General features: G+C 69.0%; 3 protein-coding genes and 1 tRNA gene. All 4 read left to right on the top strand.

The features are described 5' to 3' along the window. The first annotated feature begins 13 nt into the window (after positions 1–13). The 4 genes from Q8Q77_RS17010 (at position 14) to Q8Q77_RS16995 (ending at position 3,359) form a co-directional block, all read left to right on the top strand. Positions 14–98 (top strand) — tRNA-Leu (locus Q8Q77_RS17010). Between the two features lie 63 nt (positions 99–161). Further along, positions 162–1,592 (top strand): magnesium transporter, encoded by a 1,431-nt coding sequence (gene mgtE / locus Q8Q77_RS17005; protein WP_305584843.1) that lies wholly within the window; start codon positions 162–164, stop codon positions 1,590–1,592. A gap of 68 nt (positions 1,593–1,660) precedes the next feature. Continuing rightward, entirely contained in the window at positions 1,661–2,899 is a 1,239-nt protein-coding gene (locus Q8Q77_RS17000; protein ID WP_305584842.1) for a lysozyme, read from the top strand. 46 nt (positions 2,900–2,945) lie between these two features. After that, positions 2,946–3,359, top strand: coding sequence for a DUF3574 domain-containing protein (locus Q8Q77_RS16995; protein ID WP_305584841.1), 414 nt, complete (start codon positions 2,946–2,948; stop codon positions 3,357–3,359). Positions 3,360–3,640: the final 281 nt, after the last annotated feature.

Raw genomic sequence — 3,640 nt, 5'->3', positions numbered from 1 at the left:
CGCCTCACCACGAGCGGTCGTGGCGGAATTGGTAGACGCGCAGCGTTGAGGTCGCTGTGGGGCAACCCGTGGAAGTTCGAGTCTTCTCGACCGCACCAGTGAATCAAGGTCTTCAACAGCCATAGAGCAAACCGTCAGTCCAAAAGCCCAGGGAGGTCCGCATGAGCCGCGAAACGGCCGACCTGTCCGAAGCCCGTGACGATCTCGCTCCTGAGCTGGAAGAAGATCTTGAAGACCTCGCGCTTGGCGAGGACTACGCCCTAAACCCGGACTTCGTCGCGATGGTGGTGGACGCCGCCGATCGCGGCGACGCCGAGCGCCTGCGCGAGCTGCTGGGCGCACTGCACCCGGCCGACGTCGCCGACCTGATGGGCTTCCTGTCGGCGGACTACCGCGAGGAGATCCTGGCCCACCTGGCGCCGGAAGCCCTGGCGGAGATTCTCTCCGAACTGGACACCGAGATCCGCGAGGAGGTCCTCGAGACCGTCTCGCCGGCGACCCTGGCCAAGGCGCTGGGCGAACTCGATTCCGACGACGCGGCGGACGTGGTCGACGACCTGGAGGACGACAAGCGCGCCCAGGTCCTGGCGGCCATGCCCGAGACCGAGCGGACGGCCATCGAGAGCTCGCTGTCCTACGAAGACGAGACCGCCGGACGCTTGATGCAGCGCGAGGTGGTGGCCGCCCCGCAGTTCTGGACCGTGGGCCAGACCATCGACCACTTCCGCAAGGAAGCCGACGACCTGCCCGAGCTGTTCTTCGACGTCTATGTGGTCGATCCCAGCTATCGCCCTGTCGGCGCCTGTCCGGTCAGCCACCTGCTGCGCGCCCGGCGCGACACGCCGCTGGCCAGCATCATGGAGCCGGTCACCGAGATACCGGTCGGCATGGACCAGGAAGAGGTCGCCTACATCTTCGACAAGTACCACCTGATCTCGGCTCCCGTTGTGGAGCCGGGCGGGCGGCTGGTGGGCCAGATCACCGTCGACGACATCGTCGGCGTCATCCAGGACGAGAGCGAAGAGGACATCCTGGCCCTGGCCGGCGTGTCCGACGCCGGCCGCAACGCCGCCGTGCTGGACATCATCCGCGCGCGGCTGCCCTGGCTGATGGTCAACACCATCACCGCGGCCCTGGCCGCCGGCGTGATCCGCGCCTTCGAAGGCGAGATCGGCAAGCTGGTGACCCTGGCCATCCTGATGCCCATCGTGGCCTCGCTGGGTGGCAACGCCGGCACCCAGGCCCTGGCCGTTGCGGTGCGCGCGCTCGCCAGCAAGGAGCTGTCGGACGTCAACGCCTACCGCACCGTGGTCCGCGAGATGATCGTCGGCCTGGCCAACGGCGTGGCCCTGGCGGTGGTGACGGGCGGGGTGGTCTACGCCCTGTTCGGCAACATGCTGCTCGCGCTGACCTTCGGCCTGGCCCTGGTGATCAACCTGTTCGTGGCCTCCCTGGCCGGCGTCATGGCGCCCCTCCTGCTGGAGCGGATTGGCCGTGACCCGGCGGTGTCTTCGTCGGTGTTCGTCACCTTCGCGACGGACTTCACGGGTTTCTTCGCCTTCCTGGGCCTGGCGGCTCTGATCCTGACCTGATCGGCCCCTATCTTGCGGGCCGATAGGGTAGCGCCCCGGCGCCTGTGTCAGGATGGGTCATGTCGGCCATGAAACCGCGTTTTCGGATAACCCGCGAAGCGATTGAGCACATCAAGCGCTTCGAGGGCTATCGCCGCAGGTCGGCCCAGCTTCCCGCCGGCGGCTGGACCATCGGCTACGGCCACACCCTGACCGCGCGCGAAGGCGCCGAGGTCTCGGAGTCCGACGCCGAGGCCCTGCTGCTCTACGACCTGATCGCCGTCGCCCACGCGGTGAACGAGCATGTCTTCGCGCCCCTGACCCAGAACCAGTTCGACGCGCTCTGCGCCTTCGCCTTCAACATCGGGGTCGAGAACTTCCAGCGCTCCTCGGTGCTGCGCCGGCTCAACGAGGGCCAGCTCCTGCAGGCCGCCAGCGCCATGGAACTGTGGCGCAAGGCCGAGTTCGAGGGCGAGCGGATCGTCGTCGACGCCCTGGTCCGCCGCCGGTCGGTCGAGAAGACCCTGTTCCTGACCCCGCCAGGCGGCTTCGTGCCTGCGCCGACGCCGATCCTGCGGCCGAAGGTGGACATGGACGCCACCGGCATCGTGCCTCGCCAGGTCCCGACTGCGCTCGCCGTGGCGCTGGACGGCGACCACGCAGTGGCCCGGCGCGACGAGACCCTCGCTCCACAGCCGGTGGCGCCGGAGGAGGAGGCCGCGAGCCCCACCCAGGGGGCCGCCGAGGCCGTGACCTCGCGCCTCTCGACGATCTTCGCCGAACCCGAGCCCCCCGCGGCCGCGGAATTCGCTCTGACGCCGCCCGAGGAAGACTTCCGCCCCGAGGCCCTGGACCGCGTCCCCCGGCCGCCGGAGCCCGCCAACGAGTCCGGCCCCAGCCTGTTCGATCCGCCGCTGCTGGTCGCCAACGACCACGCCGCACCTGAAGTCGAGGCCGCGTCCGAGCCGGAGCCGGCGGAAGCCTTTCCCGAGACCACATCCGGCCCGGTCGCCGACGAGCCGGTCGCCAAGAACGACGTCATCGAGAACGACGCGATCGTGCTGCCGATCGCGCCCGGCCACGCCCCGACCGTGTCGGCCGTGTCGGCCCTGCTGCCCCCCGCTGTCCTGGCGGTGGTCGGGGTCGGGATCTTCAGCGGCGGCGTGCTGGGCGGGGTCAACAACCTGCCCACCCTGGCCTGGATCGCCAGTGTCGTTGGCATCGGCCTCTTCGCCGTCGCCGTCTATCTGCTGCTGGACCGGCTGGGTCAGGTGGAGGACGAGGACGACTTCGAGTCCGACGAGGACGACGAGACCCGCGACGAATAGCAGCGGCCGGTTCCGCCCACCCGCCGACCCGTGCTAGGCGTGCGCCATGGTGCGACTGCTTCCTATTTCGGCCTGCCTGGCCCTGCTGACCCTCAGCGGCTGCGCGACCCTGGACACGCTCGCCTGTCCGGCCGGCCAGGAGCCCATGCGCACCGCCCAGCTGTTCTTCGGCCGCAACATCGGAGACAAGCCCGGGGTGACGGACGCCGACTTCCGCGCCTTCGTCGACCATGAGTTGACCCCGCGCTTTCCCGAGGGCCTGACCGTCCTGGACGGCGGCGGCCAATGGAAGGGCGACGAGAACAAGTTGATCCGCGAAGCCTCGAAGATCGTCGTCCTGGTCCTGCCCACGAAGGGTGACTCCGGCCGCAAGCTGGACGAGGCGCGCAAGGCCTATGTGCGCAACTTCCGCCAGGACTCGGTGATGCTTGTCACCCAGCCGGCCTGCGTGGCGCTCTAGCGCTCGGCCGCGTCACCGCTAGATGCTCCCCCACTGGGGGAGCTGTCACCGCAGGTGACTGAGGGGGACTTTGACTCTTGTTGGTGGGCTGCAACCCCCCTCCGTCACGTCGCCGATAGAGGCGACGCGCCACCTCCCCCTCTGGGGCAGGGCTATCGCATATGGCCGTAGATCCAAGTGGCACGGTGGCCAGATGCTCCCCCTCTGGGGGAGCTCCCGGCCGCATGGCCGGGTGAGGGGGACTAAAATGCCCTTCAACGGAGGTTCGACCGGTCTGAGCA

This window comes from Phenylobacterium sp. (assembly GCF_030698145.1).
Classification (GTDB): domain Bacteria; phylum Pseudomonadota; class Alphaproteobacteria; order Caulobacterales; family Caulobacteraceae; genus Phenylobacterium.
This window is presented reverse-complemented; position numbering and strand designations above follow the sequence as displayed.